Origin of the sequence: Achromobacter ruhlandii, assembly GCF_902859695.1 — a bacterium.
GTDB lineage: Bacteria > Pseudomonadota > Gammaproteobacteria > Burkholderiales > Burkholderiaceae_B > Achromobacter > Achromobacter ruhlandii.
Map to the genome: position 1 here is coordinate 146442 of NZ_CADIJL010000006.1, position 24311 is coordinate 170752.

23 protein-coding genes are annotated in these 24311 nt (G+C 69.8%); 11 read left to right on the forward strand and 12 right to left on the reverse strand.

Annotated features, from left to right (window positions below; all coding sequences use genetic code 11):
- Positions 1-200: 200 nt before the first annotated feature.
- Complete coding sequence (locus HV742_RS10420; RefSeq protein WP_049075839.1) at positions 201-830, forward strand: DMP19 family protein; 630 nt, start codon at positions 201-203, stop codon at positions 828-830.
- Positions 831-852: 22 nt separating this feature from the next.
- Here HV742_RS10420 and HV742_RS10425 read toward each other — a convergent pair whose 3' ends face one another.
- Positions 853-1332, reverse strand: coding sequence for an anti-virulence regulator CigR family protein (locus HV742_RS10425; protein WP_054500871.1), 480 nt, complete (start codon positions 1330-1332; stop codon positions 853-855).
- Between the two features lie 271 nt (positions 1333-1603).
- Here HV742_RS10425 and HV742_RS10430 point away from each other — a divergent pair, with 271 nt between their 5' ends.
- Positions 1604-2497, forward strand: a complete 894-nt coding sequence (locus HV742_RS10430) for a prohibitin family protein (RefSeq protein WP_049075835.1) — start codon at positions 1604-1606, stop codon at positions 2495-2497.
- On the opposite strand, the gene HV742_RS10435 is transcribed toward HV742_RS10430, so the two are convergent.
- On the reverse strand, positions 2490-4586 hold the full coding sequence (locus tag HV742_RS10435; RefSeq protein ID WP_054415307.1) for an EAL domain-containing protein: 2097 nt from the start codon (positions 4584-4586) through the stop codon (positions 2490-2492). The genes HV742_RS10430 and HV742_RS10435 overlap by 8 nt on opposite strands.
- A 274-nt stretch (positions 4587-4860) precedes the next feature.
- Between HV742_RS10435 and HV742_RS10440 the strand changes: the two genes are divergently transcribed.
- The 7 genes from HV742_RS10440 to HV742_RS10470 all read left to right on the forward strand — a co-directional run bounded on the left by HV742_RS10440 (position 4861) and on the right by HV742_RS10470 (position 13457).
- Positions 4861-5103: a hypothetical protein gene (locus HV742_RS10440; RefSeq protein WP_049075832.1), complete on the forward strand. Its 243-nt coding sequence runs from the start codon at positions 4861-4863 to the stop codon at positions 5101-5103.
- Positions 5104-5199: 96 nt separating this feature from the next.
- Positions 5200-5703 (forward strand): RNA polymerase sigma factor, encoded by a 504-nt coding sequence (locus HV742_RS10445; protein ID WP_049075830.1) that lies wholly within the window; start codon positions 5200-5202, stop codon positions 5701-5703.
- 52 nt (positions 5704-5755) lie between these two features.
- Complete coding sequence (locus tag HV742_RS10450) at positions 5756-6751, forward strand: FecR family protein (protein WP_175145006.1); 996 nt, start codon at positions 5756-5758, stop codon at positions 6749-6751.
- Positions 6752-6876: 125 nt separating this feature from the next.
- Positions 6877-9285: a ferric-rhodotorulic acid/ferric-coprogen receptor FhuE gene (gene fhuE / locus HV742_RS10455; protein ID WP_175145089.1), complete on the forward strand. Its 2409-nt coding sequence runs from the start codon at positions 6877-6879 to the stop codon at positions 9283-9285.
- Between the two features lie 124 nt (positions 9286-9409).
- Positions 9410-9931, forward strand: coding sequence for a sigma-70 family RNA polymerase sigma factor (locus HV742_RS10460; protein ID WP_175145007.1), 522 nt, complete (start codon positions 9410-9412; stop codon positions 9929-9931).
- Complete coding sequence (locus HV742_RS10465) at positions 9928-10881, forward strand: FecR domain-containing protein (protein WP_068950734.1); 954 nt, start codon at positions 9928-9930, stop codon at positions 10879-10881. Before HV742_RS10460 ends, HV742_RS10465 begins: the two co-directional genes overlap by 4 nt.
- 116 nt (positions 10882-10997) lie before the next feature.
- Positions 10998-13457 carry a TonB-dependent receptor gene (locus HV742_RS10470; protein WP_175145009.1) on the forward strand — a complete coding sequence of 820 codons (2460 nt, stop codon included), beginning with the start codon at positions 10998-11000 and terminating at the stop codon, positions 13455-13457.
- Positions 13458-13514: 57 nt separating this feature from the next.
- Here the strand turns inward: HV742_RS10470 and HV742_RS10475 are convergent, their stop codons facing one another.
- The 4 genes from HV742_RS10475 to HV742_RS10490 all read right to left on the reverse strand — a co-directional run bounded on the left by HV742_RS10475 (position 13515) and on the right by HV742_RS10490 (position 18518).
- Complete coding sequence (locus tag HV742_RS10475; RefSeq protein ID WP_175145011.1) at positions 13515-14411, reverse strand: GntR family transcriptional regulator; 897 nt, start codon at positions 14409-14411, stop codon at positions 13515-13517.
- Between the two features lie 19 nt (positions 14412-14430).
- Positions 14431-17073, reverse strand: coding sequence for an aconitate hydratase AcnA (acnA, locus tag HV742_RS10480; RefSeq protein WP_175145013.1), 2643 nt, complete (start codon positions 17071-17073; stop codon positions 14431-14433).
- A 93-nt stretch (positions 17074-17166) separates the two neighbouring features.
- Positions 17167-17814: a 2OG-Fe(II) oxygenase gene (locus HV742_RS10485; protein WP_175145014.1), complete on the reverse strand. Its 648-nt coding sequence runs from the start codon at positions 17812-17814 to the stop codon at positions 17167-17169.
- On the reverse strand, positions 17811-18518 hold the full coding sequence (locus HV742_RS10490) for a DNA-3-methyladenine glycosylase family protein (RefSeq protein ID WP_081335644.1): 708 nt from the start codon (positions 18516-18518) through the stop codon (positions 17811-17813). The genes HV742_RS10485 and HV742_RS10490 overlap by 4 nt, the downstream gene beginning before the upstream one ends.
- 170 nt (positions 18519-18688) lie before the next feature.
- Between HV742_RS10490 and HV742_RS10495 the strand changes: the two genes are divergently transcribed.
- Entirely contained in the window at positions 18689-19378 is a 690-nt protein-coding gene (locus HV742_RS10495) for an HAD family hydrolase (RefSeq protein ID WP_049075821.1), read from the forward strand.
- Positions 19379-19391: 13 nt separating this feature from the next.
- Here HV742_RS10495 and HV742_RS10500 read toward each other — a convergent pair whose 3' ends face one another.
- Positions 19392-20168, reverse strand: coding sequence for a short-chain dehydrogenase/reductase (locus HV742_RS10500; protein WP_049075819.1), 777 nt, complete (start codon positions 20166-20168; stop codon positions 19392-19394).
- Between the two features lie 122 nt (positions 20169-20290).
- On the opposite strand from HV742_RS10500, the gene HV742_RS10505 reads away from it, so the two are divergent.
- Positions 20291-20809: an MgtC/SapB family protein gene (locus HV742_RS10505; RefSeq protein ID WP_049075817.1), complete on the forward strand. Its 519-nt coding sequence runs from the start codon at positions 20291-20293 to the stop codon at positions 20807-20809.
- Positions 20810-20816: 7 nt separating this feature from the next.
- Here the strand turns inward: HV742_RS10505 and HV742_RS10510 are convergent, their stop codons facing one another.
- The 5 genes from HV742_RS10510 to alkB all read right to left on the reverse strand — a co-directional run bounded on the left by HV742_RS10510 (position 20817) and on the right by alkB (position 24311).
- Positions 20817-21185 carry a cupin domain-containing protein gene (locus HV742_RS10510; RefSeq protein WP_175145016.1) on the reverse strand — a complete coding sequence of 123 codons (369 nt, stop codon included), beginning with the start codon at positions 21183-21185 and terminating at the stop codon, positions 20817-20819.
- Positions 21186-21270: 85 nt separating this feature from the next.
- Positions 21271-22077, reverse strand: a complete 807-nt coding sequence (locus tag HV742_RS10515; RefSeq protein WP_175145018.1) for an AraC family transcriptional regulator — start codon at positions 22075-22077, stop codon at positions 21271-21273.
- Positions 22078-22079: 2 nt separating this feature from the next.
- A complete protein-coding gene (locus HV742_RS10520) occupies positions 22080-22463 on the reverse strand; it encodes a VOC family protein (protein WP_049075812.1) in 384 nt (127 codons plus the stop codon).
- Between the two features lie 47 nt (positions 22464-22510).
- Positions 22511-23506, reverse strand: a complete 996-nt coding sequence (locus HV742_RS10525) for a formylglycine-generating enzyme family protein (RefSeq protein WP_175145020.1) — start codon at positions 23504-23506, stop codon at positions 22511-22513.
- 145 nt (positions 23507-23651) lie between these two features.
- On the reverse strand, positions 23652-24311 hold the full coding sequence (gene alkB / locus HV742_RS10530) for a DNA oxidative demethylase AlkB (RefSeq protein WP_175145022.1): 660 nt from the start codon (positions 24309-24311) through the stop codon (positions 23652-23654).

Genomic DNA, 24311 nt, shown 5'->3' on the forward strand with positions numbered 1-24311 from the left:
CTGTGAAGACATGGCGGACACGGCGCGCGGGCCGGGCCCGGGGCAGGCTTTACGGTAGCAGATAGGCCATGCGCGGGCGTAACAGTGTGCGGCCTGATGCTAGGAACGATAAACGGGCGCGCCGCGGCTCGACGGCCGTGGCGCGATCCGCTATCTTTCAGCGCGTCCCGCCTCCTTCCGCTTACGCTTCGAGACATCGCATGTCCGCCGACTACCGCATCCGCCATCTCGCGCTGACCGAGACCCACATCCTGCTGACGCTGGCCGACGGCCGCACGTTGCGCGAGCCGATCCGGCGGCATATCCGGCTGGAAAAGGCCAGCCCGGCCGAGCGCGAACAGTGGCAACTGGTGGACGACGACCATGGCGTGGTGTGGCCCGCGCTGCTGGCGCCTTCGGCCGCGGGCATGCTGAACGTGCGCGACCTGTTGTGGGACGCGCATTACGAGGGCGCGCTGGCGGCGCTGCGGGCGGTGGAGTGGAAGCTGGAAAGCCTGCCGCAGCGTGAGCAGGAGCTGGTTGCGCTGTGGCGCATGGAAGCCGACATCAACAACGGCGGTTTCATGCAGTTCCTGTGCAACTGGGGCGATCCGACCTGCCAGCTGGCGCTGCTGGCGCTGGGCAAGATCGGCGCGGCGCGCACGCGCGCCATCCTGGCGGACATGCGCGGCCTGGTCGATCGTTTCGAGGCCGCGCCCGAAGTGATCGAACTGAACGATATCTACGGCGCCATGACCGAGGCCGAGCAGGCGCGCCTGCATGCGCTGGACGAAGCCTACTTCGACTATCCGGACGACCTGGCGCGGCTGGGCCTGGCCTACTACGACTAGCCAGGCGGCCAGTCGATACGCTTCAGTCGAACACGCCCGCCAGCACGTCCGCGACGATGCCGGTGGCGATGGCGATCAGGATGAGGTCATTGCCGGCCACGCGCCACTCGTAACCGGGATGCACCGGCAGCCGGGCCAACATCGGGCCGGGCACCATCTTCTTGGCGATGCCCGGGGGCAGCGGTTTGCCGCGCGCCAGGTTCTTGCGGATGCCGGGCGGCAGGGAGCCATAGCCGGTGGCGCCAGCCTGCACCGCGTAGCCGCGCGCGGTCGAGATGCTGATGCCCGCGGTGCTCAGCGTGACGCTGACGTTGGTGTCGGCATCCTTGCCGTTGCCCTTGTTCTTGCCGCCGCTGTTGCCATTGCCCTTGTTGTTGCCATTGCCGTTGCCGTTGCCGGCGTGATCGGGCTTGCCGCGGTTTTCAGGCGGCGCCGACCAGGCGGGGGCGAGGAGGGTGGTACAGGCCAAGGCGGTCACGAAAATGGCGATCGAGCGGCGCATGATGGGCACCCGGAGTTAAGGCCCATGCAGCGTACCGCAATGCTGGAACGCGCACCATCTCCATTGGCAAGCGGTTTTTCCTATTGCAACAACCGTAACCTTTCACGCCGCTGACTCGGGCTAGAATCGCTCGCTTCTATTCCGGGGGGGAATGCCAGATGCGATATTTCCTGATCTTGGTGGGGGCGGCCGTGGTCGCCTATTTACTTGCGCGCGGCATCGCCGCCGTGCTCTCGGATCGTAAACGCAACAAATCAGAAAGGGACTGAAAGTGAAGCCGACCGACCTCCAGATCGTCAAGTCCGTCAAACCGCGCAGCCTGAAGGTGGCCATCATCACGGGCGTGCTGTTCGTGCTGATCCTGTGCCTGGCGTTCGGCTCGTGGTTCCAGGTGGACCAGGGCGAACGCGGCGTGGTGCTGCGCAACGGCAAGCTGGTGCGCGTGTCCGAGCCGGGCCTGGATTTCAAGACGCCCTTCATCGACAACGTGATGACGGTGTCGGTGCGCGACCACACTTTCGTGTTCGAGAAGCTCGAAGCCTATAGCTATGACCAGCAACCGGCCACGCTGCGCGTGTCGGTCACCTACCGCGTGCCGCCCGAGCACGTGGCCGAGCTGTATTCCGAGTACGGCACCATCAGCAACCTGCAGATGCGCGTGCTCGAACGCAAGACGCCCGACGCGGTCAAGAACGTGTTCGGCCAGTACACCGCGGTGCGCGCCATCCAGGAACGCCAGAAGCTGGGCCTGGACGTGAACAACGCCGTGCTCAAGACCATGGAAGGCGCGCCGGTGCAGGTGGTGGGCGTGCAGATCGAGGAAGTCGGTTTCTCGCAGGCCTACGAGCACTCGATCGAACAGCGCATGCTGGCGCAGGTGCAGATCGAGACTACCCGCCAGCAGAAGGAAACGGCGATGATCAACGCCGAGATCCAGGTGGTCAAGGCCAAGGCCGAAGCCGACGCGCGCCGCCAGCAGTTCACCGCCGAGGCCGACGGCATCCGCATGCGCGGCGAAGCCGAGGCCGCGTCGATCCGCGCCAAGGCCGAGGCGCTGGCCGCCAACACCAACCTGGTCAGCCTGAACGCGGTCGAGAAATGGGACGGCGTGCTGCCGTCGACCCAGGTGCCGGGCGCGGCGCTGCCGTTCATCGGCATCAAATAGCCGCGGCGTTGTCGCGTTGCGCGGGGGCCGGCTGCCGGCTCCGCGCGAACGCCATCATGGCGTCGCCGGACAGCGCCTTGCTGTAGACCCATCCCTGCACGATGATCTCGGCGCTTGATTCCAGCGCCGCCAGTTGCGCCGGCGTTTCCACCCCCTCCACGATGATCCGCAGGTCCAGCGCCTCGCAAAAGCGCAGCAGACCGCTCATGACCTGCGCCCCGCGCTCGCTGGCCTGCGCCAGCACGAAGCTGCGGTCGATCTTGACCGCGTCGATCTCGAACTGGTGCAGGTAGCTCAACGCCGAATAGCCGGTGCCGAAGTCGTCGATGTAGACCTTGCAGCCGATCGCGTGCAGCCGGTCGAAGGCGGTGTGCAGGGCCTGGGCGTCTTCCACCAGCGCGTCCTCGGTCAGTTCCACCGACACCTGGCCGCGGGCCTGCTCCAGCACCTTGACGAGCTTGTCCAGGTACGACTCCGAGGTCAGCGTGCCGCTGGTCACATTGACGGTCAGCGGCAGGGTGAATCCGGCCTTGCGCCACGCATGGCATTGCAGCACGGCCTGCTTTGCCACCCACAGATCCACTTCGCGCATCAGGTCGGCCTGCGCCAGCCAGCGCAGGAATTCCAGCGGCGCCTGTTGCGTGCCTTCCGGGCCGGTGGCGCGCAGCAGCGCCTCGCAGCCGGTGCAGCGGCCGCTGCGCAGCGACACCTGCGGCTGGTATTCGAGATAGAAGTCGTATTCGCTGATGGCGCGGATGCGCGAAATCTCGGCGCTGCGGCGCGCGCGGTTGGCATAGGTGGACACCACCGGGTCGTGCGCGAACAGCAGCGATTCTTCCTGCAATCGCGGGAAGGTGGTGTCTAGCGACTTGAAGTAGACGGTGGCGTCCGCCTTGCGCTGGCGCTCCAGCGCCACCACGAACGGCGCGTAGATGCAGGTGCCGAGCGCGATCAGGAACACCTGCAGCACCACGCCGCCGACGTGGCCGCCGGCGCCGAGATAGGCGTTGAGCAGCACCGGCGAGGTCAGCGGCAGGGTGACGCTGGCCGGCGCCATCCAGCCGGCCTGCACCGCGGCCAGCGCGATCAGCACATTGCAGACCGGCGCCAGGATGAACGGCAGCAGCAGGCGCGGATTGAGGATCAGCGGCAGGCCGAACAGCAGGATCTCGTTGACGTTCAGCAGCGACACCGGAATGCTGGCCAGGGCCAGCAGGCGCAGCGACTCGCTGCGCGAGAACAACAGGATGGCGGCCACCAGCGATAGCGTCGCGCCGGCCCCGCCGATGAAGACGAAGGCGCCCAGCAGCGTGCCGTTCAGGGCATACATGCCCTCGTAGCCGGCGGCGGCGCTGGCCGCGTTCAGCGCCGTGGCCTGGTCCAGTACGTCGATGACCGGTGACATCGCGTGGTAGCCATGGATGCCGAAGAACCAGAAGATGGAGTTCAACGCCGCCGTCACCGGCCCGGTGGTAAAGGGGCTTTCGAGCGAGGCCAGGTCCAGCGGGATGTCGAACTGCGCCACGCCCGGAATCCGCAGCAGGGCGCTGACCGCCAGCGCCACCACGCCCGCCGTCAGCACCCCCGGTATCACCATGTTGAGGGTGCCGCGCACGTTCTCGCCGATCAGGCCGTCCGGCGCCAGCCGGGTCCAGTGGCGCCGGTGCAGCCAGGCCAGCAGGGGCACGCTGCCCAGCGGCAGCAGGATGGCGATGCACAGGATAAGGGTGGCGGCGGCGTGCGGGTAGGGCGCCAGCAGTCCCTCGGCGATCACGACATACGACAGGCACAGGAATGCCGCCGGCAGGTTGGGCACGCGATAGCGGATCGACATCATGTAGCCGACCGAGGTGCTGACCAGGATCGGCATGACGGCGTTGAGCCGGGTATGCACGCCGGCCAGGATCTCGGCCACCGGCGCCGGCATCCCCAACTGGCGGGCCAGCACCGACAGCACCAGGAACAGCGCGGCCACCAGCAGGCATGGCATCGTCCAGAGCAGGCCTTCGCGGATGGCCCGTAGCGCGTTGGCGCTGGCCAGTGCCGCCAGCCGATCTTTCGGATAGCGCATGAAGCGGGATGTCGGCATACCGGTCTGCCCTAAAAAGCCCGTTACCGAGAGGGGTCTGCCGGGGCGCGGCCGTGTCGCCCGCCCCGGTTTGTAAGAATCCTTTGCTGCATCCTAGCGCCTGAGTTCCCGATTTAGCAATCGCGTTTCGGAAAAATCCTGGGGTTTCCCCTCTGTCAAGAATTGAAAAGCGGGCGCATCGTGCGCTTATCAGGAGACAGGCAACGCTATACGATCGAACGCGGACCTCGCGGGCCCGCGGCTTCAATACAGGCTGGATCAAGAGGGAGACAGGATGTCGCAGTTGGAATGGGTGTCCGGCGACACGACGCCGGAACGGCAGGGTTACTACGAAACGCGGTTCGATACGGGCGGCACCGCGATCACGCTGTACAGCGTACTGGGCTGGATGCCGGCCAAGGCGCCCGGCAACATGGTGAGCTGGCGCGCGTTGCCGCCGGCGGTCGAGCGCGAAGAGGCCGAGCGGCACATCCAGGAGTTGCGCGCGGCGCAGAGCCACGTGCCGATGGATTACTGAGGCGCGGACACGGGCGGACCGACCCGGCGGGCTTGCGGTAATGAGAATTGTTTGTAAAATCCGCAGCGTCGCCACCCTACGCCACCGGATCGCTCCATGTCCCGCCCCGCTTCGCCCCGCCCCGGATGGCTTGCCTGCTATGACGAGCTGATCGGCGCCTGGAGCCGCCGTTCGGGCAACCGGCATGACGCCGAGGATGCCGCGCACGATGCGATCGAACACCTGCTCCGGGCCGACGGCAGCGTGGCGGCCAAGGCGCGCGGCTATCTGTTCCAGGTTGCCGGCCATCGGCTGATCGACCGCTGGCGGCGCCAGCGGCGCGAGCAGCATGTGCCGCTGGATGAGCTGGGCGAGCACGACGAACCCGTGCAGGCCGACCCCGAAGCGCCGGTGCGCGCGGCGCGCCTGGCCGATGACCTGGCCCGGGTGCTGGCCGAGCTGCCCTCCAAGTGCCGCCAGGCCTTCGTGCTGAACCGCATCGAGGGCTGGACCCAGGCCGAGGTGGCCACCTACATGGGCCTGTCCAAGAATATGATTGAACGCTACGTCATGCGAGCGATCGAACACGTGCGGGAACGCCTGCGCGAACACAATCCGTGACGCAGTCTTCCTTCACTCCAGTTCCGCGCCACGGTGCGGGCGACAGCCGACGATGACCGAGTCCTTTTCCCGCGATGCCGACGATCCGCGCCAGCCCGCCACCGCCGCCTGGTGGTTTGCCCGCTGGCATTCGGGCGACATGACGCGGCGCGAGCGGCGCGCGTTTGCGCGCTGGCGCCGCGAGCAGCCGGACGCGGCGCGCGAGTTCGACCGCATGCAGCAACTGGGGCAGGTCGCCGGGCAACTGCCGCGCGAACGGGTGCGCGATCTGCTGGGCGGCGCGGTGCCGGCCCGTCCCTCCCGCCGCCGCATCACGGCGCCCCTGCGCATGGCCTTCGCCTGCGGAGCGCTGGCATTGGTGGCGCTGGTCACCTGGTGGAGCCTGCCGCGCGAGGCGCCTACCTACACCATGGTGGTGGGCGCCGATCGGGGCGAGCGCAAGCAGGTCACGCTGCCCGATGGCTCCGTGCTCGACATCAACGGCAATACGCTGGCCGAGGTCAAGTTTTACGCGGGCCGCCGCGAGATCGAGCTGCAAGGCGGCGAAATCCTCTTCAGCGTCAGCCCGGAGGCCGAACGTCCCTTCATCGTGCGCGCCGGCAGCGGCGACGTGCGTGTGACCGGCACCGTGTTCGACGTGCGGCGCGACGAGGACGTGGTGACCGTGCTGGTGCGATCCGGCACGGTGGAAGTCACCGGCGGCCATTGGTGGAATCTCGGCCTGGCGGTGCTGCGCGACGGACACGGCATCCGCGTGCCCGGCAGCGGCGCCATCGGCGTGCCGGCGCCCACCGATGTCGATACGGCATTGGCCTGGCAGACGGGCCGGGTGGTGTTCAAGAATGCGCCGCTGGCCGAGGTGGTCAGCGAAATGAACCGCTACCTGGCTACGCCGTTGCGCCTGGCCGATAGCAAGACCGGGCGCTTGCGCGTCTCGGCCTCGTTCAGCCTGGATCGCCCCGAGGCCCTGCTGGAAGCGCTGCCGGCGGTGGCGCCGGTGAAGCTGGCGCCGGCGGCGGACGGCGCCATCGACATCTCGGCGCGCTAGACGCTTGCGCCGTTACAAAATAATCGGGCCCGGCATTCAGGTTTTTTCGCAGCGGCATCGTTCTACCCAGGAAGGCGCGTCGCGCCGCGTCCCCCCGAAGGGACTTTCCTGTCGAACCGAAACCGCTGCTGATCGTGAATGCTCCTTCCAGGCGCCGCCCGTGCGCCACGCCCCGCTTTACCCTTTCCTCCCTGACGCTGTCGCTGGCCATGGCGACCGGCGCCTGCGGCGCGGCCCAGGCCCAGCCACAGACGCCCGCGGTCGCCGTCGACATCGCTCCGATGCCGCTGGGCGACGCGTTGTTGCAATGGGCCGCGCAGACTCGTCAGCGCGTGTTCTACGCGCCCGAGCTGGTGGCCGGTCTGCGCTCGCCGGGCCTGCGCATGAGCGGCAGTCCGGAGCAATCGCTGGCCCGCGTGTTGCAGGGGACCGGCGTGTCGTATCGCTGGCAGGGCGACAGCATCGTGCTGACGCGCGAGGGCGAGGAGGTGGCCAGCCTGTCGCCCGTGAAGGTGCTGGGCACCGGCGATCCCGCGGTGACAGAGGGATCGGGTTCCTACGCCACGCCGGCCACGTCGGCGGCCACCGGGCTGGCGCTGTCGCTGCGCGAAACGCCGCAGTCCGTCACGGTGGTGACGCGCCAGCGCATCGAGGACCAGAACCTGCGTTCGCTGGACGAGGTGATGGGCAACGTGGTGGGCGTGCAGGTGGTGGCAGAGGACAGCGACCGCACCGACTTCTGGTCGCGCGGCTTCTACATCGACAGCCTGCAATACGATGGCGTTCCCACCACGATCGGCCTGTCGATGTATGGCGAGTCGGACAATGATTCCATCATCTACGACCGCATCGAGGTGGTGCGCGGCGCCACCGGCCTGATGACCGGCGCGGGCAATCCGTCGGCCTCGATCAACCTGGTGCGCAAGCATGCCAACAGCCGCGAATTCACCGGTTCCGTCAACGTCGGCGCCGGCTCGTGGAACCAGTTCCGCAGTTCGCTCGACCTGAGCACGCCGCTGAACCAGGCGGGCACGGTGCGCGCGCGCATGGTGGCGCTGTACCAGAAAAAGGACTCCTACATCGATCTGTATCACGCCGACAAGAAGGTGTTCTACGGCGTGATCGATGCCGACCTGACGCCGTCGACCACGCTCAGCGTCGGCATGGACTCGCAGGACAAACGGCCGCGCGGCACCACCTGGGGTAGCCTGCCGGTGGTGTTCAGCGACGGCACGCCCACAGACTGGCGCCGCTCCAAGACCACCGCGGCGGACTGGACCTATTGGCACACCACGCAGCGCACCACGTTTGCCTCGCTCACGCACCGGTTCGACAACGACTGGGAGGCGAAGGCCGACTGGTCGTTGCGCAAGAGCAAGTACGACGCCAAGCTGCTGTATCTGTACGGCCAGCCCGACCGGGAAACCGGCGCCGGCCTGGGCGCGCTGCCCGGCTACTGGAATTCCTACGCGCAGCAGACCGCGCTGAACCTGCAGGTCAAGGGGCCGTTCCAGTTGCTGGGGCGTCGCCATGAGCTGGTGCTGGGCGCGATGCGCAGCCGTTACAGCGAGGATTTCTACAGCTATGGCCGCGCCGGCGCCATGCCGGACACGGGCTCGTTCTACGATTGGGATGGCAAGTATCCGCAGCCCGACTGGACCACCTCGACGCTGCGCGACACCGTGACGCATCAGCGCGGCGCCTATGCCGCGGCGCGCTGGTCGCTGAACGACAGCCTGACCCTCATCACCGGCGGCCGCTACGCGACCTGGCAATCGCGCTCCCCGACGCGCGACCAGAAGGACTCGCGCCTGATTCCCTACGCCGGCCTGGTGTACGACATCAACAGCACCTACTCGGCCTACGTCAGCTACACCGACATCTTCCAGCCGCAGGACTATCGCGACCGCAACGGCAATTACCTGGATCCGGTCGAGGGGCAGAACTACGAAGTGGGCGTCAAGGGCGAGTACCTGGACGGCAGGCTCAACGCATCGCTGGCGCTGTTCAAGGTCAAGGAAAGCAAGACGGGCGTGCCGGACGCCGGCTACATCGTGCCGGGATCGACCGACAGCGCCTACAAGACCGCCGACGGCGTGACCACGCGCGGCATCGAGATGGAAGTGACCGGCCAGATGGCGCCGGGCTGGAACACCACGCTGGGCGGCACGTACTACACCAGCCGCGACGTGCATGGCGTGTCGGTCAACACCGAGCGGCCGCGCGCCACGGCGATGCTGTTCACGACCTATCGCCTGCCGGGCGCGTGGAGCAAGCTGACCCTGGGCGGCGGCGTCAATTGGCAGATCAGCACCTACACCAACGTGGAGCTGGACGAAGGCAGCGTCACCGCCAAGCAGAAGGCCTACGCGCTGTTCAACCTGATGGCGCGCTACGACTTCAATTCCCGCCTGTCGGCGCAATTGAACGTGAACAACCTGTTTGACAAGAAGTACTACCTGGGCGGCGTGGCCAATCAGGTGTATTACGGCGAACCGCGCAATGTGTTCCTCAACCTCAAGGCGACGTTCTAGCGGTGTCGGGGGTGAATGCCGTGCCTGCGCGGCATTCGCGTCTCCGTGGCGAGCGGGGAATCGGGAATCCGGAATGGGATAAAATAGTAACAATTCCCATTTAGATTCCACCGCGAGCCGCGCCGTGTCCTCGACCGAATCCCTGCCCACCGACGCCGTTACGCGGATCTACCAAGAGCATCACGGCTGGCTGTCCGTCTGGCTGCGCAAGAAGCTCGGCAACTCGTTCGATGCCGCCGACCTGGCGCACGACACTTTCGTGCGCCTGATGGCGGCGCGGGTGCGCGCCGGCGGCGGCGACGAGCCGCGCGCATTGCTCACCCATATCGCCAAGGGCCTGGTGGTGGACCACTGGCGCCGCCGCGCGCTGGAAGACGCCTACCAATGCGCGGCCGCGCAGCTGCCGCCGCGCGAGGTGCCGTCGCCGGAAGTGCGGGCGCTGATCCTGGAAACGCTGTACGCCATCGACGCCACCTTGCGCACGCTGCCCGCCAAGACCCGCGCCATCTTCCTGGCCTCGCAATTCGACGGCATGGCGTATGCCGATATCGCCCGCGCGCAGCGCGTGTCGCTGGCCACGGTCAAGCGCCACATGCAAAAAGCGCTGACGGCCTGCCTCATCGCCTACCAGGGGGGCGCCGCGTGAGCGCCACCCCGGATACGGCGGTCCTGGAAGAGGCCGCCGGCTGGCTGGTGCGCTTCCAGTCGGAGACCCTGTCGGCCGCGGACCGCGCCGCCTTCGAGCGCTGGCGCGGCCGCAGCGCGGCGCATGCCGCCGCCTGGGCCCGGGTGGAAGACATGCTGCGCAGCTTCGGACAGGTACCGCCCGATCTGGGCGCGCGCACGCTGCGGCAGCTGGAGCGGCCCGGCCGGCGCCAGGCGCTGCGCAGCGTGGCGGGCCTGCTGCTGCTGGGGCCGGCGGCCTGGCTGGCCTGGCGCGCATTGCCGTGGCACGAATGGAGCGCCGATGCGCGCACCGCCACCGGCGAGCAGCGCCGCATGCAACTGGCGGACGGCACCCGCCTGCTGCTGAACACCGCCACCGCCGTCGATATCCAGTACACCGCCGAGCAGCGCGTGATCTGGCTGCGCGCGGGCGAGATCCTGCTGACCACCGGCAAGGACCCGGCGCCGGTCCATCGGCCGTTCATCGTGCGCACCGCGCAGGGCTCGGTGCAGGCGCTGGGCACGCGCTTCATGGTGCGGGACGAGCGCGACGGCATCCGCGTCGCGGTGTTCGACGGCGCGGTGGCGATCCGGCCGGCCGCCAGCGACGCGCAGCGCGTGTTGCAGGCGGGACAGCAGACCGTGTTCGACGCGCAGCGGATCGGCCCCGAGTCGGCCGCCGACGCCGCGCTGGCGTCCTGGGAGGACGGCATGCTGGCCGCGCGCAACTGGCGCCTGGCCGACCTGGTGGCGGAACTGGCGCGCTACCGCCGCGGTTTCCTGCGTTGCGATCCGGCGGTGGCCGAGTTGCGCGTGTCGGGCGCCTTTCCCCTGAACGACATCGACGCCGGCCTGCGCCTGCTGGAGAAGACGCTGCCGGTGCGGATCCAGCGCATGACGCCGTACTGGGTCACCGTGGCGGCGCGCTGAGGGCGCGGCCGTTACAAATTAATCGCCGAGTCCCTGACACTTTTTCGGCCTTCGTCCGGTGTACCGGGTGAATCGTCGCGGCGCGACCGCGATGCCCCGCCCACGAAGAATCCCTCATGGCAAGCCGTTACTCCCGTTCCCTGTCCGTCCGCCGCGCGCGGACCTCATCGTCGTCCACGCGGGCCGCGGTGCGCGCCCTTGGCCTGGGCGTGGCGCTGGCGCTGGCGTCGGCGGCCTCGCAGCCGGCGCGCGCCGCCGATGCCGTCAGCGCGGCGAGCGGCAAGCCCTATGCGATTCCCGCCGGCCCGCTGGGCGACACGCTGGCCCGCTTCGCCGCCGCCGCCGGCGTGCCGCTGTCCTTCGATCCGGCCCTGCTGGCGGGCCAGCACAGTGACGGCCTGAACGGCGTCTACACGGTGCGCGAGGGCTTCGCGCGGCTGCTGTCGGGCTCCGGCTACGCGCTGGCGGAGCAGGGCGGCGGCGCCTATTCGCTGCGCAAGCTGCCGCCGCAGGGCGAGACCACGCTGCTGCCGAGCGTCGTGGTGACGGGCGCGGACGCGCATCCCTCGGCGCTGCCGGTCGCGTACACGGGCGGCCAGGTGGCGCGCGGCGGCCGGCTCGGCCTGTTGGGCAACCGCGATGTGATGGATACGCCGTTCAGCGTCGCCAACTACACCTCGGACCTCCTGGCCAACCGCCAGGCGGTGACGCTGGCCGACGCGCTGAACGTCGATTCCTCGGTGCGCTTCACCGGCCAGATCGGCGGCGTGACCGACTCGTTCTACATCCGCGGCTTTCCGATAGGCGAAGGCAACCTGGGCGAGATCGCCTTCGACGGCGTCTATGGCGTGGCGCCGAACTACCACGTGTTCACCGACTACATCGAGCGGGTCGAGGTGCTGAAGGGGCCGGCGGCGCTGCTGTACGGCATGTCGCCCAACAGCGGGGTGGGCGGCGTCATCAACATGGTGCCCAAGCGCTCGCTGCCGCAGGACCTGACGCGGGTGTCGGCCGATTACGCGGGGGCGTCGCAGTTCGGCGGCCGTGTCGACCTGAGCCGGCGCTTCGGTGACGACGGCGCCTGGGGCGTGCGCGTCAACGGCCTGCACCGCCAGGGCGACACGCCACTGGACAACCTGCATTCGCGCACCGACATCGGCGCGCTGTCGCTGGACTACCAGGGCGATAAGCTGCGCGCCTCGCTCGACCTGCTGATCCAGAACGAGAAGATCGACGCGCCCACGCGTCCGTTCCTGGTGGCGGCGGGCCTGCGCGTGCCGGACGCGCCGGACGGCCGCCGCAATGCGACGCAGCCGTGGAGCTGGTGGAAGTCCGAAGGCGAATCCGCGCTGCTGCGCGTCGAGTACGACATCAGCGACCGCCTGACGGTGTTCGCCGACGCGGGCGGCTCGAGCACCACCATCAACCGCCTGTCCGACCAGACGCCAACCCTCGTCAACGCCGCCGGCGACACGCTGGTGACCCCCAACCATTTCAAGTTCCAGGTCGATCGCAGCACCTACAACGCCGGCCTGCGCGCCAAGCTGGACACCGGTCCGGTGCGCCATGCCATCACCTTCATGGGCACGCTGTACAGCGACCGCAACGCCCAGGCCAGCGTGAACGGCACGGCGCTGTCGTCCAACATCTATCACCCGGTGACGCGACCCCGGCAGGACATCGCCGCGCCCGCCAGCGTGCCCAAGGTGTCGTCTTCGGACCTGAGCGGCTTCGCGCTGGCCGACACGCTGAGCGTGCTGGACGAGCGGGTCCAGTTGACGCTGGGCGCGCGCCAGCAGCGGGTCGAATCGCGCAACTTCAATGGCGTCACGGGCGCGCGCACCCTCAGCTACGACGAAAGCGCGATCACGCCGCTGGCTGGCCTGGTGCTCAAGCCGTGGCGGAACGTCTCGTTCTACGCCAACTACATCGAGGGCCTGAGCAAGGGCGACGTGGCGCCGGCCACCGCCACCAACGCCGGCCAGGTGTTCAAGCCGTACAAGTCCAAGCAAAAGGAAGTGGGCGTGAAGGTCGATTTCGACAGCGCCATGCTGACCCTGAGCGCCTTCGAGATCACCAAGCCCAGCGGCCAGCTGACGGGGGGCGTGTATGCGGCGGACAGCGAGCAACGCAACCGCGGCGTGGAACTGAACCTGTCGGGCGAGCCGCTGCGCGGCCTGCGCCTGCTGGGCGGCGTGACCTTCCTGGACGCCGAGCTGACGCGCACCAGCAACCCCGCCACGCGCGGCAACCAGCCCGTGGGCGTGCCGCGCTTCACCGCCAACCTGGGCGCGGAATGGGATACGCCCTGGGTCGCCGGGCTGACCCTGACCGGCGGCGTGATCCACACCGGCAAGGAATACGTCAATCAGGCCAACACGCAGTCGGTGCCCTCGTGGACCACGTTCGACCTGGGCGCGCGCTACGTCACGCGCATCGACGGCAAGGAAGTGACCCTGCGCGCCAATGTCGTCAACGTGTTCAACCGCGCCTATTGGTCGGGCGTGGCGTCCTACGGCACCATCTCGCAAGGCGTGCCGCGCACGCTGATGCTGTCGGCGTCGATGGACTTCTGAGGGGCCCGCGGCGGGCCGCCAGGCGGCCCGCGCGTAGCGGCTTGATCCGCCGGCGGCCTAGGTTGTGAGGATGCCGCGGATGCGCGCCAGGTTGTCGAGCGTGCTGCGCAGGTGCCGGGCCAGCGCCTGCGAGGCCTCTTCGTTGCGCTCGCGCTCCAGCAGGTCGAGGATTTCCAGGTGCTGCTCGCAATGCTGGCGATAGCGGCTGCGGTCCTGCATCGAGCGGTACGACAGCAGCCGCCGCACGCGGTTGACGCGCTTGATGGTGTCGATGAAGAACGGGTTGCCCGAGGCCTCCACCAGCGACTCGTGGAAGCGCACGCCGCGTTCGTGCAACTGGTCGGCGCTGTCGCTGTCGATGCCGCCGTCGAGCAGGTGGCGTTCGGCGGCGCGGCAGCGCGCCAGCACGGCCTTGTCGATGCGGTAGGTGGGTTCGAGCAGCGCGGCCGGTTCCAGCGCCAGGCGCAGGCGATACGACTGCAGCAGGCTGTCGGGCGTGGTCATCATCGACGAGAATTCCCAGCCGTAGCCGGGGCGCCGCTGGGCCCAGCCTTCTTGCGCCACGCGCGCCAGCAGCGCCTGGGTCTGCGCCTGCGTCAGGGCGTAGCGGGCGCGCAGCAGCGCTTCGCTGCACTGCATCGGCAGCGCGCCGCGCAGCAGTTCGTCGGCCAGCCGGAAATAGCTTTGCGTGACGACGTCGTCGGCGGCGGGCGGGGCCAGGTCCGCGCAGGTGCGCGCCAGGACCTCGTGGTCCAGCTGCAGGAAGTAGCCGCGGTTGGGCTTGCGCGCCACGATGCCGTGCCGCTCCAGCAGGCCAAGCGCGTCATTGACCGGCGAGCGCGACAGGCGCAGGCGGTCGGCCAGTTTCTGCGCGCTCAGGTGCGCGCCGCCGGTCAGGCGGTCCTGCCGGATCAGCTCCAGGATCTTGCTGGCGGTGTGGGTCTGCGCGCTCATGGGGAATGCAAAGTGGGACTCAGCCCGGCGGGGCCGTCTCGGACGGCGCCGAGGTCGCGGCGCCAAGCGTATCCGCGAGGATAGCCGGAATCACGCCGCCCATCCGCAGCAGATGCAGCTCCAGTTGGGTTTCGACCGCGGCGGTGGCCTGCAGGGCCTGCTCGCGGCCGTCGGCGCGCAACAGCCGCACCGCGACCGGCTGGCGCGGCGCCAGGCGCTGCGGCGGGCAATCGATCTCGAAGCGGTCGCCCGGCTGAATCGCCAGGCGGTGCGGCGTGACGCCCGCCGGCAGGCGCAGCGGCAGGATGCCCATGCCGATCAGGTTCGAGCGGTGGATGCGCTCGAAGCTGACCGCCAGCACCGCGCGGATGCCCAGCAGCCGCTGGCCCTTGGCGGCCCAGTCGCGCGAGGAGCCGGTGCCGAAGCGTTCGCCGGCCAGCAGCACCACCGCGTCGCCGTCGCGGCGGTAGCGCTCGGCGGCTTCCCAGATCGGTTCGATGGCGCCGCTGGGCGCATGCACGGTGTGGCCGACCGGGGCATCCGGGCACAGCAGGTTGGCCAGGCTCTTGCTGTAGAAGGCGGCCCGCATCATCACCTGCCAATTGCCGCGCCGCGACGCGAACACGTTCAGGTCATCGCGGTCGTCGCCTTGCGCCACCAGGAAGTCGGCGATCAGGCTGTCGGGCGGAATGGCGCTGGCGGGTGAAAGGTGGTCGGTGGTGACGTCGTCGCCCAACACCAGCAGCGGATGCGCGGCATAGCGGCCCAATTGGCTCGCCGGACCGGCCGCCGCGAACGGCGGGCGGCGCAGCGCGGTCGAGGCCGGATCCCACGGAAAGCGCGGCGTGGCGGGCGACTGCAAGGCCTGCCAGCCCGGATTGGCGCTGGCCGCCTGGAAGGCCCGCTGGAAGTCGTCGGCGCGCAGGCCGCGCGCCAGCGCCGCGTCGATCTCGCCGTCGTCTGGCCAGAGGTCGCGCAGGAACACGGGGCGGCCGTCGGCTCCGACCTGCACCGGTTCGCGCGCCAGGTCGCGCTCGGCGTCGCCGGCCAGCGCGAAGGCGATGACCAGCGGCGGCGACATCAGGAAGCCCAGGTCCAGGTCGGGGTGGATGCGGCCGGTGAAATTGCGGTTGCCGGACAGCACCGCCACCGGCCGAACGGCGCCGGCCGCCATGGCGTCGCGCACCATCGGGGGCAAGGGGCCGGAATTGCCGATACAGGTGGTGCAGCCATAGCCGACGATGCCGAAGCCCACCGCCTCCAGGTCGGCGAGCAGGCCGGCGCGGGCCAGGTAGTCGGCGGCGGCGGGCGAGCCGGGGCCGAGCGAGGTCTTGACCCAGGCGGGCGCCTTGAGCCCGGCGCGGCGCGCCTTGCGCGCCAGCAGCCCGGCCGCGACCAGCAGGCGCGGATCGGAGGTGTTGGTACAGCTGGTGATGGCGGCGATGGCGATGGCATGGCGCGGCAGCGGCGAAGCCGCCCGCGGCGCGAACCCGAGGCCCGCCAGGAGGGCGCGGGTCTGTTCGTAGGGATGCAGGTCCTGCGGCCGGGTGGGCCCGGCCACCCGCGTGCCCACCTGGTCCAGCGCGATCTCGACCACGCGCGTGTAGCGCGGCGTGGCCGCCGGATCCAGCGCCAGGCCGGCGCTGGCGGCATAGGCGCCCACCCGCGCCACGTGGGCCGGATCGCGACCGGTCTGGCGCAGGTAATCGAGCGTGGCCGCGTCGATGGGGAAATAGCCGGTGGTGGCGCCGTACTCCGGCGCCATGTTGGCCACCACGCAGCGGCTGCCGGCCGACAGGGTGGCGACGCCGGGACCGAAGAATTCCACGAACTCGCCCGACACGCCGATGGCGCGCAGGCGCTGGGTCACGGTCAGCGCCAGGTCGGTCGCGGTGACGCCGGCCGCCAGCGCGCCGCTCAGGCGCACGCCGATCACGTCGGGAATGCGCAGCAGGGTGGGCATGCCGAACATCACCGTCTGCGCCTCCAGCCCGCCCACGCCCCAGCCCAGCACGCCGATGCCGTTGATCATCGGCGTATGGCTGTCGGTGCCGATCATCATGTCCGGATGCAGCGCGCCGTCGTGTTCGCACACCACGGTCGCCAACTGTTCCAGGTTGAGGGTGTGCATGATGCCGGTGCCGGGCGGATGGATGCGCACGTTGGACAGCGCTTTCGAGGCCCAGCGCAGGAAACGGTAGCGCTCGGCGTTGCGGCGCAATTCCAGCGCCAGGTTGCTGGCGGCCGCATCCGGCCGCGCATAGGCCTGCACCGCCAGCGAATGATCCACCGACACGTCCACCGGCAGCACCGGGTTCAGCGCGCGCGGGTCCATGCCGGCCTCGTCCAGCGCGTCGCGCATGGCGGCGATATCCACCAGCGCGGGCGTGCTGGTGGTGTCGTGCATCAGCACGCGGCCTGGCTGGAAGGCGATCTCCGCTTCGCTGGTGCCATGCGCCAGCCACGCGAACAGCGCCGCCACGGCGTCGTCCCGCTCGGCGCCGCGCATGTTGCGCAAGGCGTTTTCCAGCAGCAGCCGCAGCACCACCGGCAGGCGCTGGAAGTCCGCGCCGTACTGGCCGGCCATGTCGATGTGAGTGTAGGCGACGCCGTCCAGCGTGAAGCCGGTGCGGCGGGGCGGGGTGTCGTCGGGGGTGTCCATGGCGGCTAGTTTTGCATATTGCATTGTTAAAATGCAATATAACTTTCGGCCGCATGCGCCGCGCTGCGGGGGGCGGCCGGCTGGCCCGGGCCGTCAGGACGGACCGGACAGCGGCAGCGACAGCCCCACGCGTACACCGCTGCGCACCCGGCTGATGGCGTGGCGCAGCGTGGCGCGGTAGTCGCCGTTGGCGCCCCGCACGGGCCGGTGCAGGGCCGCGATCAGGGCGGCGTCGCCGCGTGTCAGCGGCAGGACCATCGGGCGCGATTGCTGGCGGGGCCGCTGCTCGGTCATGACGAATTCGCCGCCGCTGAAGTCGCGCCCGGGGGCGGACAGCAACGCAACCAGATAGAACGGGAACCCTGCCTCGTCCGGCGCGTGGCGCAGGGGCTGGCAATCGTCCCGGCCCAGCCTGCTCAGGCTGGCCGGGCCCGCCGCCGTGGCAGCGGGGGCGGCGTGTCCCAACCGCCGCGCCCAGTTCCGCGCCAGGGGCGCCAGCCGTGCCTGCAGTGCGTCCTGCAGGGTGTCCAGGCCATGCGGCAGCGGCGGGGGCAGTGACCGGCAGGCGCCGCCCTCCGCGCCGCCCGGGACGGCGTGAGGATCGTCGAAGGCGCCCGCCAGCGCACTGGCCTGGGCGGGGCTGAACAGCGCGGGCAGCGGCGCCCAGCCCTCGGTATCGAGCTGTTCGAGAATGCGGGCCCAGTCGTAGCGGTCCAGCGGCAGGAGGTCGGCCGCGGTCATGGCGCCGCCGGGGCCGGGGCGGCGGGCATGCGCCACAGATACCAGGCGGCGATCGTGCGGTACGGGCGGAAGGCCTCGCCGATGGCGCGCATCCGCGCCGGCGACGGGGCCTGGTCCAGCCGCTTCAGGCGCCGGTAGCCCTCGCGCACGCCGAAGTCGTCCACTGGCAGGATGTCCATGCGCTCCAGCGTGTAGATCAGCAACATTTCCACGGTCCAGCGGCCTACGCCGCGCAGCGTCACCAGCCGTTCGATCAGGTCTTCGTCGCGCATGGCCAGCGCTTCCTCGCGCGAGGGGATCAGGCCGTCCAGGGCGGCCTGCGCGATGCCGCGGATGGTGGCCAGCTTGGACGCCGAAAAGCCGCAGGCGCGCTGGGCGTCGGGATCGGTGTCGAGCAGCGCGCGCGGCGCGGGAAAGGCCTGCCCGGGATACAGCGCCAGCAGGCGGCCGAGAATGGCGTCGCCGGCGCGCGCGTGCAGCTGCTGGTAGGCGATGGCGCGCACCAGCGCCTCGTACGGATCGCGCGCCGGCCGCGAGGCGTGGCGGCACGGGCCGATGGCGGCCACATGGCCAGCCCAGTCGGCATCCAGCGCCGCCAGGTGCCGGGCGGCGCGCGCGTACAGGGCGGGAACATCATCGACGGCGGCGGTTGTCGCGCGGACTGTCGGCGGTGTGGATTTCGCGGGGGAGGTCGGTGGCGTCATGGAAGGCTGTGCAATGAACGGAGGGCGGCTCAGGGGAGGCCTGGCCGCGATACAGCATAGCGAACCGCGCGGCCGCGCACACTCCGTTGCTTGCGCTCCGCCGCGCGGGCGGGTTGGCGCGGTGCAGTATGCTCTAGGGCTTCCCCGATCCCTCCTTTCCGCCATCCTCAATGACTGATTTTCCCTTTGACGCCGTGTTGTTCGACTGTGACGGCGTCCTGGTCGATTCCGAGCCGATCACCGCCCGCGTCCTGACCGAGATGCTGAACGAACTGGGCTGGGCCATCACCTTCGAAGAAGCCACGCGCATCTTCACCGGCAAGGCGGTGCGCGACGAGCTGCCCCTGATCCAGGCGCGTACCGGCGTGGCGCTGGCGCCCGAATGGTTCGCGCAGTTCCGCGAACGCCGCAATGGCGCGCTCGACCGCGAACTGCGCGAAATTCCCGGCGCGCCGGACGCGGTGCGCAGCCTGCACCAGACGCTGTCGGGCCGCATCGCGGTGGCGTCGGGCGCCGACCGCCGCAAGGTCGAGCTGCAACTGGCCAAGGTCGGCATCGCCGAGTGCTTCGGTGAACGGGTCTTCAGCGGCCACGAAATGCCGCGCAGCAAGCCGCATCCCGACGTCTATCTGGCCGCCGCCAGCGCGCTGGGCGTGGATCCGCGGCGCTGCGCCGTGGTCGAGGATACCGTCACCGGCGCCACCGCCGGCGTGGCGGCGGGCGCCACGGTGTTCGGCTACAGCCCGAGCGCCAACGGCCACAGCAGCGCCGAGGCGCTGCGCGAGGTCGGCGTGGCCCACGTGTTCACCGACATGGCGCAATTGCCGGGCCTGTTGGCCGGCTGGGCCGCGGCGCGCTGAGGCGCCGGACGCGTCAACGGCCGGCGTATTGCTCGCCGCCGTCCAGGTCGATCACCGTGCCACTGAGATAGCCCGCCCGCGGCGACGCGCCGAACACCACCATGTCGGCGACTTCCTCGGGCTCCATCAGGCGGCCGAAGGGCAGGTCGTTCAGGGTTTCCTGCCAGCGCGATGCATCGCCCCAGCGGGCCTGCGCGCGCTGCCTGGCCAGGGTCAGCACCCGGTCGGTGCGGGTGCGTGACGGGTTCACGCCGAACACGCGCACGCCGTGGCGCGGCCCGTCGCCGCCCAGGGCGCGGGTGAAGGCGATCAATGAGGCATTGGCGGCGGCGCCGCAGATGTAGTCGGCGCGCGGCGCCGAGCCGGCCATGCCGATGATGTTGGCGATGACGCCGGCGCCCGCCGCGCGCATCAGCGGATAGTAGTGGCGCGCCAGGTCGATGTAGCCATGCACTTTCAGGTCCCAGCCGGCGCGCCAGCGTTCGTCCTGCACCTGGTCCAGGGCGCCGCCGGGCACCGCGCCGGCGTTGTTGACCAGGATGTCGATCGCCCCGGTCTGTTGCAGCACCCGCGCCGCCGCGCCGGGCTGCGCCAGGTCGACCGCCAGGGTGCGCGCCGCGCGTCCGGTCTGCGCCTGGATCGCCTGCGCGGCGGCCCGCAGCGCCGCGTCGTCGCGCGCCGCCAGGATCGGTTCGGCGCCTTCCCGCGCAAAGGCCATGGCGCAGGCCAGGCCGATTCCCTTGGACGCGCCCGTGATCAGTACGCGCTTGCCATCCAGCTGCAAATCCATCCGTCGCTCCTCGTCGTGTCCGTCTCGATGCGGACCTGCCTGACGTTGTAAACCAGATGGGCGCCGCCGCGCCAGCGCGGCCCTGCTATGCTGGCTGCATCCACCTGCCGCGGGAGACAACGATGGCGGATATCTGGCTGGAAGTCTGGACCACCTTGCGCAGTGAATTCGCCGACATCCCCGATGTCGGCGAGGCCACCCGCATCGTGCTGCGCCTGGGCATGGCGGTATTGCTGGGCGGCCTGCTCGGCTATGAACGCGAGCGCAGCGGCAAGGCCGCCGGCCTGCGCACCCATATGCTGGTGGCGCTGGGCGCCGCGATCTTCGTGCTGGTGCCGCTGCAGAACGGCATGCAGGTCGGCGACCTGAGCCGGGTGCTGCAGGGCGTGATCGCCGGCATCGGTTTCCTGGGCGCGGGCGCCATCATCAAGCTCAGCGACGAGCGCGAGATCCGCGGCCTGACCACCTCGGCCAGCATCTGGATGACCGCCGCCATTGGCGTGGCCGCCGGCATGGGGCGCGAGGCCACCGCCGTGGCCAGCACGCTGATGGCGCTGTTCGTGCTGGCGGTGCTGCGGCGGGTCGAGGCGCGCATCGCGGCCAAGGACGACAAACGGCTGATCGAAAGCGACCGGCCCTGAGCCGCCGTCAGATCCAGACGTCGTTGGGGGCGCTGCGCTCGCCGCCCTGGTCGCCGGTGTTGAGCACGCCGCGCGGCTCGATCAGCATGGCCTGCACCGTTTGCGGCGCACACGGCTTGTGCTCCACGCCTTTGGGGATGACGGCCATTTCTCCCGGTCCCAGGTCGATATGGCCGTCGCGCAGGTCGATGCGCAGTTGGCCCGCCAGCACGATAAAGGTCTCGTCGGTATCGGCATGGGCATGCCACACGAATTCGCCGTGCAGCTTGACCAGCTTGAACTGGTAGTCGTTCATCTCGGCGATGACCTTGGGCATCCAGGGTTCCTGGATCAGCGACAGTTTGTGGGCCAGGTTGATGGCGGTGATGGCGGGCATGGCGGCTTCCTTGTGCGGCAATGAAAACCGCAGCTTAGGGGCCGGCGCGCGCGCGGTCTTGTACGTTTGTGCGAAACGCCGCGCATCAGCGGCGCAGGGTGCCGCGCCAGTGCGCGGGCGTCATGCCGAAGGCCTCGGCGTGGCGGCGCGTCAGGTGGCTCTGGTCGGTGAAGCCGGCGGCCAGCGCGGCCTGCGCCAGCGGCTCGCCCGCGGCAATCAGGCGCCGCGCCAGGTCAAGGCGGCGCAGCAAGGCGTAGCGGTACGGGCTGGTGCCGTACAGCGCGCGGAAGTCGCGCGAAAGGCGCCAGCGGTCGATGCCGGCGGCGCGCTCCAGGTCGTCCAGCGACACCGCCTGGCCGCGCGCGTCGTGGATGTACTGGCGCGCCCGCTCGCCGGCGGCATAGTCGGGCCGCGACCGGGCGGGGGCCTGGCCCGCGGCGGCGCACAGCGCCAGCGTCAGGTCGTATAGCGCGTCGTCCTCGCGCAGCGGATCGGTGGCGTCGGGGGCTTGCAACAGCGCGACGCAGGCCGCGCGCAGCCGCGCATCGTTGGAGACGCCGTCGCGCACGAAGGGCAGCGGACGGCCGCCCAGGATGCGCTGGATGAGCGCCGGCTGCACATAGGCCATGCGGTAGTGGAAGCCGGCGTCGGTGCCGGCCTGGCCATCGTGCGCCTCGTCGGGGTGCAGCACCAGCACGCCGCCCGGCAGGCTGTGCCGCAGGTCGCGGCGGTAGTGAAAGCTCTGCACGCCGGCCAGCGTGCAGCCGATGGCGTAGGTGTCATGCCGGTGCAGCCCGTAGCCGAGGCCGCCGAAGTAGGCTTCGATGCGCTCGAACCGGTCCGCCGGCGCTTGGCGCACGATCCAGTCGCGGGAGGCGGGACGAGCGGCCATGGCTATTTCAGCTGCACCAGCACGAACTCATTGCCGTACAGGTCGATGAAGTGCGCATAGATGGCGGCGGTGTCGTCCACCGGCTCCCGGGTGAAGCGCACGCCGCGCGCGGCGAAGCGTGCATGGTCGCGCGCCACGTCGTCGGTGTAGAACACGCCCACCGGCTGGCCGCCGGTCTGGTCGCCGACGCGGTCGCGCTGGGCCTGGGTCTGCGCCTGCAGCAGCCACACGCCCACCGACGGCTGTTCCGGCAGCCGCAGATGCACATAGCGCTGCGGGCCCACGGCCATGTCGACGAACACCTGCATGCCCAGCTTGTCCTGGTAGAAGGCGATGGCGGTGTCGTAATCGTTGACCAGCAGGACGAGGCGGCCCAGCGAATGCATGTCGGGACTCTTTTAAAAGTTAGGCTTGCGGCTATGCTAACCGGTCTTCATGGCGCGACTTCGCGCAGCAGGCGGAATCCGACCAGTGGATAGCGTGTTTCGGGGGTATTCCAGTTGCGGTACGCCGAACGCGTGTACAGCGCCCAGGTATGCCACGAGCCGCCGCGGCGCACCCGCACGTTGCCGCTGGCCGGGCCCTGAGGGTCGTCCTGGGGCGAGTGCGCGTAGTAGTCCTCGCCGTACCAATCGGCCACCCATTCCCATGCGTTGCCATGCATGTCGTACAGGCCGAAGGCGTTGGGCGCGTGGCTGGCGACGGGGGCGGTGAAGCGGTGGCCGTCGCTGCGCGCCGCCGCGTAGGTCCGCCATTTTGGCCAGAGCGGCGCCGCGTCCGCGTCGAAGGTGTTGGCCACGTCCGGCAGGGCGGCCGGGTCGTCGCCGTGCTGGTAGCGGCCCTGGCCGCCGGCGCGGGCGGCGTATTCCCATTCGGCTTCGGTCGGCAGCCGGTAGACCTGGCCTTCGCGCTGGCTCAGCCAGCGCGCCATGGCGGTGGCGTCGTTCCAGCTGACATTGACCACCGGATGCGTGTCGTCCTGGGCAAAGCCGGGGTTGCGCCAGGAGTAGCGGCGGTCGCGGCCTTCGAAAGCGTCGCCGCGTTCGGACGCGTCGGGATCATAGGCGGCGTTGTAGCCGTAGCCGCCCGTGCCGTCGGCCTCGGATTCCGGCACGTAGCCCGAGGCCTCCAGGAAGCGGCGGAACTGGCCCACGGTGACTTCGGTGGGCATCAGCAGGAAGGGCCGGGTGATGCGCACGGTGTGCACCGGCGCCTCGTCGAACAATTGCGTGAAGCGCTCGCTCGGGTATTGGGGATAGTCGCGCGCCAGCGCCTCGGGCGGTTCGTCGCTGCCCATGAGAAAGCTGCCGGCCGGCACCATGACGAATGGCATGCCCAGCGAATTCTCGGTGCGGGCCGGCGGTTCGGCGGCGCCGGCGGGCGGGCCGAGCAACGGGCACAGCAGGGCAAGGGCGAGGCTCAGGCGCATGGAATTCCCAAGGGCGGAAAAGGTGCCTGATAGTAGGCCGGCGCGCTGGCCGCCGCCAGTTCTGGTGAACCCGCATGGCCGCGCCTTGCGCCAGGCCGGCCTGGATGAGGGCCGGATCGGGGAGCGGCTGGCGCGGCGCGCCGTTTCAGCCGGCCTGGCGGATGGTGAAGTTGATCCGCACGCTGCCCAGCGTGGGATGGGGGCGGTCCTTGAGCGGTAGCACGCCGTGATAGCGCAGCCGATCGACGCCGCCCCACACCACCACATCGCCATGGAACAGTGGCACGTGCACGGCCCGGTCGCCGCGCGCGTGGCCGCCGAACAGGAACACCGCCGGCATGCCGAGCGACACCGAGACGATGGGCGCGCCGTAGTCGCGCTCGTCCTTGTCCTGGTGCAGCGACAGCCGTGAACCGGGCTGGTAGCGGTTGACCAGGCAGGCGTCCGGCGCGAAGCCGGGAAAGCCCGCCTCGCGCGCGGCCGCGCGCGCCAGCGTATCGAAGACCTCGGGCATGTCCGGCCATGGCAAGCCGGATAGCGGATCCTCGCGCGTGTAGCGATAGCCCTGTTCATCGCTGGTCCAGCCATGGCGGCCGCAGTTGGTCAGCGCCACCGACATCGGCAGGCCGCCGGGCGTGACCATGTGGCGAAACGGCGCCTGCCGGCGCACCGTGTTGACCCCGGCCAGCAGCGCCTGTGCCGCCGGCAGCGCATAGCCGCGCAGCACCACCGATTGCGCGCCGATGCTTTCGCGGCCGGTCTGCGCGATCTCTTCATCGTCGAACAGGTTCAGGCTGGTTCCCAT

Bases quoted from the DNA above. Each gene is read 5' to 3' on its own strand.
- HV742_RS10420 (WP_049075839.1), top strand. From the start codon at position 201: ATGTCCGCCGACTACCGCATCCGCCATCTCGCGCTGACCGAGACCCAC.
- HV742_RS10425 (WP_054500871.1), bottom strand. From the start codon at position 1,332: ATGCGCCGCTCGATCGCCATTTTCGTGACCGCCTTGGCCTGTACCACC.
- HV742_RS10435 (WP_054415307.1), bottom strand. From the start codon at position 4,586: ATGCCGACATCCCGCTTCATGCGCTATCCGAAAGATCGGCTGGCGGCA.
- HV742_RS10440 (WP_049075832.1), top strand. From the start codon at position 4,861: ATGTCGCAGTTGGAATGGGTGTCCGGCGACACGACGCCGGAACGGCAG.
- HV742_RS10445 (WP_049075830.1), top strand. From the start codon at position 5,200: ATGTCCCGCCCCGCTTCGCCCCGCCCCGGATGGCTTGCCTGCTATGAC.
- HV742_RS10450 (WP_175145006.1), top strand. From the start codon at position 5,756: ATGACCGAGTCCTTTTCCCGCGATGCCGACGATCCGCGCCAGCCCGCC.
- HV742_RS10470 (WP_175145009.1), top strand. From the start codon at position 10,998: ATGGCAAGCCGTTACTCCCGTTCCCTGTCCGTCCGCCGCGCGCGGACC.
- HV742_RS10475 (WP_175145011.1), bottom strand. From the start codon at position 14,411: ATGAGCGCGCAGACCCACACCGCCAGCAAGATCCTGGAGCTGATCCGG.
- acnA (WP_175145013.1), bottom strand. From the start codon at position 17,073: ATGGACACCCCCGACGACACCCCGCCCCGCCGCACCGGCTTCACGCTG.
- HV742_RS10485 (WP_175145014.1), bottom strand. From the start codon at position 17,814: ATGACCGCGGCCGACCTCCTGCCGCTGGACCGCTACGACTGGGCCCGC.
- HV742_RS10490 (WP_081335644.1), bottom strand. From the start codon at position 18,518: ATGACGCCACCGACCTCCCCCGCGAAATCCACACCGCCGACAGTCCGC.
- HV742_RS10495 (WP_049075821.1), top strand. From the start codon at position 18,689: ATGACTGATTTTCCCTTTGACGCCGTGTTGTTCGACTGTGACGGCGTC.
- HV742_RS10500 (WP_049075819.1), bottom strand. From the start codon at position 20,168: ATGGATTTGCAGCTGGATGGCAAGCGCGTACTGATCACGGGCGCGTCC.
- HV742_RS10505 (WP_049075817.1), top strand. From the start codon at position 20,291: ATGGCGGATATCTGGCTGGAAGTCTGGACCACCTTGCGCAGTGAATTC.
- HV742_RS10510 (WP_175145016.1), bottom strand. From the start codon at position 21,185: ATGCCCGCCATCACCGCCATCAACCTGGCCCACAAACTGTCGCTGATC.
- HV742_RS10515 (WP_175145018.1), bottom strand. From the start codon at position 22,077: ATGGCCGCTCGTCCCGCCTCCCGCGACTGGATCGTGCGCCAAGCGCCG.
- HV742_RS10520 (WP_049075812.1), bottom strand. From the start codon at position 22,463: ATGCATTCGCTGGGCCGCCTCGTCCTGCTGGTCAACGATTACGACACC.
- HV742_RS10525 (WP_175145020.1), bottom strand. From the start codon at position 23,506: ATGCGCCTGAGCCTCGCCCTTGCCCTGCTGTGCCCGTTGCTCGGCCCG.
- alkB (WP_175145022.1), bottom strand. From the start codon at position 24,311: ATGGGAACCAGCCTGAACCTGTTCGACGATGAAGAGATCGCGCAGACC.